Genomic DNA, 5,929 nt, shown 5'->3' with positions numbered 1-5,929 from the left:
ATTATATATCTTAGTTTTTTTGTCACTATCTGGCTCATAAAATTGATAATTTATTATCCAAAATTTCTCAACTTTTGGATTGAAATATATACAATTTACTACCCCTATACCACAAATTACTTTATGCTCATTACCGCGCTCTCTGTCGCCGAACCAACTCAATTTTATTGCCATGTTCCTTGTTGAGAACTGTATCATCAAAGATTAAATAACCTTCTGGGTTAGTTACAATTTCTCCTTGAACATTTTTCCATAAATCTTGAGCATCAAAACTTTCGATTTTTAAATAGCGATTGATTGTGTCATGGCTAACATTTTCTAGGTGATTGGCTAAATTTGTAATAGTATAATTTGTCTGATAATTCAGTAAATATTGACTAGATACAATATAGTTAAAGTTCATATTTTTAGCTTAAATTAACAATAATATTATTCTATAATAACTAGAGTGTTTTGGCATAAGTTATGATAATTTTGTTGTTCAGGCGTTGGCGGAGCCTAGCGGCAGCTATATCGCCAAGAGGAACTAAGTAAGGAGCGCCAATACAGAGAAAGTCTTGAAGCTTAACACTATATATAGTTTCCTTGCGTAAGTCCTGATGATATTAGAAGTCATAAGTTCTCTCCGCTCCCTAATAAAAAAATTTATCAATAACTATGACAAAACCAGAAGTTAGTCTTGTTCTTTCCCCACGGGAACCTTAAGGATCTTGCCCTCGGAAACCTCTTCTACTGCCAGTTAGATTAACTCCATCCTTTACAAAGCTTCGCAACGCTAACGCGTTACATGTCGCGTTAGCGAAACAACCCAACCTACAAAGTGCTATTTTTCCTGATTAGAGTACCACCATGCCAAAGGTTCCTGGAGTAATCTATGAATAAATTGATAACCTCCTCCAACTCGCTGAAGTAAAATTTTTTCGGTGGCATAGTTGAGGAAGCGGGCGTAATTCCAGGGTGCTTTTTTTGTGAGGAAAAGAGAAAGACGAACTATTAAATGTCCGATAGCAGAATCTGCAAAAATCAATAATGTTAGACATGGTAAAATTATCGCAAGAAACAATACTATTTCACTAACTAATTCAGATTGAATTGATTTTGAAAATAGAACTAAAATTGCTGAGATTGGAAGTACCATTACTGTCAAAAATATTCCATTTAATAAAATTCTCCAGGTTCCTTCATTGGGATTTTTTGTGTCTTTCAATTCTTCCCCTTGAAAAATTTGCGGTAAAGCCATAAAAATAATTACAATCAAAGGGAAAAAAATGGACAATGCTATAGGAACTATATTATACAATAAAACGCCATATAATTTGAGATATCTAAAAAAGAAGACTGAAAAAAATATAACGAATCCCTGAATAATAATGAAGAAAGTTCTTGCTGTTTTATCACTCAAGATGCTGTAATTATTTAACCAGCTTAAAAACTTTTCTTTGAAAGACTCTGGAAAACTTTTCCAAGAAAATTTTATCACCTCTAGTTTTGGATTGATTTGCCATATATTTTTGCCTTCATTATCCAACAAAAACACTATAATAAAGTAAAATGCTATCCCAATAATATTAATATTTTCAAAAAAATTCTCGTTATTATCGGAAAGCATACTAAGATAAACTCCCATTAAAATAGAATAAGATAAACTCGCAATCACTTTGTAAATGATTCTACCCCTCACACTATCCAACCAACTACGCTCCAACCTCTCAATCAAAAACTCAATCTTAGAATGCTTCTCCAACTGATACGCCAACCACCCCAACCACTCCAACGTCTTTTCATTACTAGGCACCTTTTTCTCCCCATAAAACCGACTATCAACCCTGCGCTCCAACATCCTTACCACATAAGCATCCAACAAATAATCCAACCGCTCATCCCCCCTTAACTCACGCCACCTCCCCAAAGAAACCTCCGCCACAATAACCATACTCAAAAACAACGGCACCCTCACAAACTCCAACAACTCCCCATCACCCCTCACCAACTCCCACAACTCATACTTACCAAACCCCAACAAATAACCCTCCACCTGAACATCACTCAAAGGCAACAAACACACCGCCCCATTCAAACACAACCCACCCCCAACAGACTCATATTCCTCCAAACGACTACGCACCACCAAAAACTGAGGGCGACATTCCCCCAACAAAAACTTATTTATCGCCTCCACACACAAACACTGTCGTGACGACTCCAACTCATCCAAACCATCCAACATCGGCAACAACTGCTTACCCCGCACCAAACTCCTACCAATATCCCGACTCACCCCATACTTCCACCGCAACTCCTCCACCAACCATTCCTCCATAGACTGTTTGTCATCCCTCCAAGAAGACAAATTCAAAAACACAGGTATTCCCAACTCCACATCCATCTCTGCTCTAATAACCAACTCTTGCCCCAACTCCAACAGAGTCGTTGTTTTCCCAGAGCCAGGCGCACCCAATATCAACAACCTACCTGCCACCATCGGCTCATCAAACACATCAATAATATCTGCATCAGGAGATAATTTCAGAATCGGGCGATCGCCTATTTTCACATTCACATCCCAAATACGTTTTACTTTCTCAACTTCCATTTTTTTCGGCACATTTATTAATGCCTCCATTTGATTATGTAAAGACTGACTTAAACGTGCCACTACTTCATGTTTGACTGCCTCTAATAAATTTTTCCGGTTACGCAATGCTTGACGAGTTAATAAATTTTCTAAATTCCAGTCAGCACCACCTATTCTCCCTCCAGTTTTGCCTCGCAGTTGACTCCAAGTTGGAGGTGTAATTTTGCCATTATGAACTATGATTGGTAATTGAGTTACTCCTGGTAATTTTTGTTCAATTTCTGGGTGTAATTATTGTAATTTTTGTCTAGCTTGCTGCATGGAAGTATAGATAGAATTGTTATTAGTAAAAGAGGTGAGAAAATATTTGAGAAATAGAGGAGCAATTTGGTCTGGAGTAATTTCTCGCCAGATAATAATTGTGATGCCAATATCTGCCAATTGTTGAGCTAATCCTAAACCATCACAGGAGTTAAAAATGGCTAATTGTCATCCTTGTTGTTTAGCAGTTATTAGAGTATTTCTAATTTCTTGAAAATCTCAAAATTCTTGGGATTTGAGATGAATAATTCCAGTTTTTTGTTGAGTTTTACTATGACCGGAAAAGATAATAATATCCCAAGCTTCATCCCAAATTTGTGCAAAGTCTGTTCGTTTTAGAGGTTGATTTGATTGGGGTAAAAATTTCGGCATTGCTCCTCTTCTTCTAAGTTTTTGAATTAAGTCTTTATCTTGGGAAATATTAATACCAGTATTGTCTCCTAAGATTCCTAATATTCTGACTTTTCTAGGAATTTCGGAGAGAATATTTGGGGAATTTTTACCTTCGGAGAAGCTAAGTATAGTTTCGACTATCAAATTTTCTGAAAGGTGGATTTTTCCCCAGGGAAGTTTATGTAAAATTTCTCTGGTTTGGTTATCTGAAATATTTTGAGTATTGATAATTAGGAGAGTTTTTTCAGTTTTGGGTAAGAGATTTTTGATAGGGGAAAACCAAAGGTTCAGTTGTTGGCAGAGTGCTTGATAATAATGGAAACATTCGGAACTGGAAATATTAGTAATTTGACTTTTTCTGAATCCAGCTCTGGCAGTTGGGGTGAGAGAAGTGTATTGTTGTTGCCAGTTTTTGTATAAGTGTGGAATTTTGGGTGCTGCTGGTAAGGTAGTAGTGAATTTTTGGTTTTGATTAAGTTGGATAGTTACGGAGTTGAAGCCTTCTGAAAAGTTGCCGGAGTTGAGGTAGATTGTGATTTTATTTTCCATTATTTTTTTGATTAGTGAACTACTTTGACATTCTGAAGTAATGAGATTTTAAATTCTAATATTGTCATGGCGAGGCGGTCATAAAAAAACTTAAATGCTTGAAAAAAAGGATTAATTTAGCCGAAGCAATCTCTTAGTCTATAGTGAGATTTATTCGGGGGACTTAATTTTAGATAAACCCAAATAATTTCTTTATCTGCCCCCTCGCAATGACATTTTAAATTCTAAGGTGAGATTGCTTCGGGGGGCTTAATATTAGATAAACCCAAATAATTCCTTTATCTGCCCCCTAGTAATGACATTTTAATCTTTCCCTAAACCACAAACTTCTCAACTATTTCTGCATCATCTAAAATAACTTTCACAGAAAAATATCTACCAGGAATTTCGCTAAACTCCAACTGAATTAATTGGTCGGCTGCCCTAGCTTCTACTTCCTCACTATCTGATTCCAATACAATTTTTAACCTTAAAGCAGGAGGCAAAAATTCTTGTTCGTCAATAGGATGAACTTGCACTAATACCCCGACTTCCTCATCAACTTCCGGTTGAATAGTAATAACTACAGCCACTTTTTGCCGATTTAAAAGTAAACCAAAATCTATAACTTTCGCTCTCTTAACTGTATCAACAGAACTACTTTTAGCAAAGCCTAATTTAGGAGTGAAAAATACTTCAGGAGGCAACCAAATTTCCTCAAAAATTCTAGCAAACCAATTTGCTAAATTTACTAAAGTATTCTGAGGTAAAACTGCCTGTTTATTTTTCTCCAAAAACTCAAACAAATTATCTAGAGGTTGTAAATATTCAACAGACATTTTTTCTGGTAAATTATCCTCGGCTACTGCCGGATAAAATCCCAAAATTTCCACTTTATCTAAACTTTGCTGAAATTGTACAGCAACATAACCAAGAAAATTTTCAGCTACATCTGAAGTAGTAGAAAATTCTGTGACTCCAGGCAAAATAGGTACACAGAATAACTGCCGATTTTCTACTATCAAATCTGTGGAATTCAATAACCCAGTCAGAAACGGATTAAAACTATATGTCTGCTCTAAATTTGTCTCAAATTCTAACCACTTCAGCAAATGAGAAACAGCAGCAACCGCCAAAATATTTAAGTAAACTTGTTTGGCAATTTATGGATGAGATTGTTGAGCAGCTAACGACGATGCTTTTTGATGTATCTTAGTATCCAAAGCTATAATAACCGGACGTAATTTTGTGTAATTATTCATGGTAAATTTATCCTAAAAAATGTTGTTCATACCTGTTAATAAAGTAAAAAATCTAAAATTTTATCTACTTTCTGCTCCCTGTTCCCTGTTCCCTATTCCCTACTTCATAATAATCCAAATTATTCTCAATATCCCGAACACTTTCCCTTAATAAAGGTAAACATTTTCGTTGCCAATGAGCCTTCAGAGTTTGATAATTAATCCCCTGTTTTTTCGCAAAACCTTGCCAAGTTTTTTTCGGTTCCGCAGCAGCCAAAGTAATCCTTTTTGTACTTTTTTTAATACTTAATTCCCTCTTATTTTTAGCAATAACCCAATCCTCCTTAACAGTAATTTTTTCAGCGCGATCGATCAAATAAAAATATTCCACTATTGCCTTAGCATTACAATTAGGATAATTTTGGGGATGACAAGCAGTTAATTTTTCTTCTGGATCTGACTCAATATACAACTCCAAAATTAAACCTTTATTTTGAGTCATTTGATTTTCTTCCTGTTGCAACAAACTATCCAATGAATCAAAAATCTGATAATTAAAACCATCCTCAGATAAACTTTCCAACCATTCTCCCTCATCTCTCTCTGGTTCCGCGACATTCAAACTAAGGTCTTGACGATGACAACGATATAAGTCGAGAATGTCATACTTGAGAAACCCATTCACCCATCTAACATAATGTTCCCGCAATGTCGAAGCAGAAACCCTATCAAGATCGGCACTAGCAAGAAATTGCCCCAAATTTTTCCTCACATCCAATAAAGTAGTCAGGACTTACGCAAAGACACCATATATAGTGGGTTGCCAATAGAGCGATTGCTGACGCAAAGCTCCTAAGTACACCATAATCTT

At 35.9% G+C, this 5,929-nt stretch carries 6 protein-coding genes; all 6 read right to left on the bottom strand.

What is annotated here, in order from left to right:
- Positions 1–130: 130 nt before the first annotated feature.
- Positions 131–403, bottom strand: a complete 273-nt coding sequence (locus AFK68_RS14325; RefSeq protein WP_094673389.1) for a hypothetical protein — start codon at positions 401–403, stop codon at positions 131–133.
- Between the two features lie 420 nt (positions 404–823).
- The gene (locus AFK68_RS14320) at positions 824–2,701 is read right to left on the bottom strand and encodes an NACHT domain-containing NTPase (protein ID WP_094673388.1); all 1,878 of its coding nucleotides are present in this window, start codon (positions 2,699–2,701) and stop codon (positions 824–826) included.
- A gap of 165 nt (positions 2,702–2,866) precedes the next feature.
- Positions 2,867–3,016 (bottom strand): hypothetical protein, encoded by a 150-nt coding sequence (locus tag AFK68_RS36815; protein ID WP_168186472.1) that lies wholly within the window; start codon positions 3,014–3,016, stop codon positions 2,867–2,869.
- A gap of 99 nt (positions 3,017–3,115) precedes the next feature.
- Complete coding sequence (locus AFK68_RS14315) at positions 3,116–3,838, bottom strand: hypothetical protein (protein ID WP_094673387.1); 723 nt, start codon at positions 3,836–3,838, stop codon at positions 3,116–3,118.
- Between the two features lie 314 nt (positions 3,839–4,152).
- Positions 4,153–4,980 carry a DUF1822 family protein gene (locus AFK68_RS14310; protein ID WP_256386557.1) on the bottom strand — a complete coding sequence of 276 codons (828 nt, stop codon included), beginning with the start codon at positions 4,978–4,980 and terminating at the stop codon, positions 4,153–4,155.
- Positions 4,981–5,143: 163 nt separating this feature from the next.
- Positions 5,144–5,818: a hypothetical protein gene (locus AFK68_RS14305; RefSeq protein WP_094673385.1), complete on the bottom strand. Its 675-nt coding sequence runs from the start codon at positions 5,816–5,818 to the stop codon at positions 5,144–5,146.
- Positions 5,819–5,929 lie beyond the last annotated feature (111 nt).

Source organism: Hydrocoleum sp. CS-953, assembly GCF_002260545.1.
Taxonomy (GTDB): domain Bacteria; phylum Cyanobacteriota; class Cyanobacteriia; order Cyanobacteriales; family Microcoleaceae; genus Trichodesmium.
Note: the sequence above shows the minus strand (reverse complement) of the source record. Positions and strands in the feature narration are given on the sequence as shown.

Excerpts from the sequence above, each read along its gene's own strand:
- AFK68_RS14325 (WP_094673389.1), bottom strand. The coding sequence starts at position 403 with ATGAACTTTAACTATATTGTATCTAGTCAATATTTACTGAATTATCAG.
- AFK68_RS14315 (WP_094673387.1), bottom strand. The coding sequence starts at position 3,838 with ATGGAAAATAAAATCACAATCTACCTCAACTCCGGCAACTTTTCAGAA.